Origin of the sequence: Aeromonas sp. QDB30 (genome assembly GCF_027707645.1) — a bacterium.
GTDB classification, from domain to species: domain Bacteria; phylum Pseudomonadota; class Gammaproteobacteria; order Enterobacterales; family Aeromonadaceae; genus Aeromonas; species Aeromonas caviae.
This window is the reverse complement of sequence record NZ_JAPCIY010000182.1, coordinates 1-949: the sequence shown is the minus strand read 5'-3', so window position 1 is coordinate 949 and position 949 is coordinate 1. Positions and strand designations below refer to the sequence as shown.

General features: G+C 51.4%; 1 pseudogene. It reads right to left on the bottom strand.

Going from position 1 to position 949, the window contains the following annotated elements:
* Positions 1–258: 258 nt before the first annotated feature.
* Positions 259–390 (bottom strand): annotated as a pseudogene (locus PG896_RS21025) (transposase); the annotation flags it as partial.
* Positions 391–949: the final 559 nt, after the last annotated feature.

Sequence of the window (949 nt, the reverse complement as noted above, 5' to 3'; positions counted from 1 at the left end):
TCACGAATTTTACGCATTGCAATCCTCTTGGCAGACATAGGCTCTTCCCTGGCAAAAGGGAGAGCGTATCAAAGGTTGTTAAATCAATGCGTTAAGGATGATTCTGGTGAATGTGAACAGTGATTCCGGGATGTTGAACACTGTTTCCGGAAAGGAGGGGCAAAGTGTTCAGGTTGAGCCGGAATGAGCGTTCACATTGGTCCGGAAATGGTGTTCACGTTGAACCGGAATCGGTGTTCATGATCGGCCGGAATATGCAGCGTTGACGTCGTGCAAGCGAGCAACATGAGAGACGGTCATCCCGGGCTCAAAGGTCTGCTGCACGATGGCGATCTTTTCTTGTGGAGTCCGGCGTCGACGGCGCTCGGCCCCTGTTAACACTTCGACCATCTTCTCGTTGTGACTAGTACTGAACATAGCTCCAAGACTACCTCTTAAGTTAAGAGGGGCGAAGTGTCTGGATCTTCAAGGGGCCAATCTATTCGCCGACTTAAACAAGGCGGTAGCAGGCATAGAACCAGGCATTGCGGCCTTGAAGACCTTGATGAGCCAGCACAGACTGGGGGTAGCGGACCTGCCTGAGCTTGGCTCCAAATCTAATGCTAGCAAGCTGCTCAATGCAGCTAAGGGCAAGAGACTGACCCGCCAACATATCGAGGCGTTAAGCAAACGCTTTGGAGTGTCACCGGCACTGTTCTTTTGATTACCAGTGGAGATAATTCAACTCAGGTGAGCTTATCGCGCTCGGAGTCTGTCTTTCCCACTGTGGAGCCCGTCAGCTCTCTGAAGCTAAGGTGTTTCCAATAGTGGAGGCTATCACCGCTCCCTGAAGTTAAGGTGTTTCCCATAGTGGAGGCCATCACCGCTCCCTAAAGTTAAGGTGTTTCCCATAGTGGAGGCCATCACTGCTCCCTGAAGTTAAGGTGTTTCCCATAGTGGAGGCCATCAC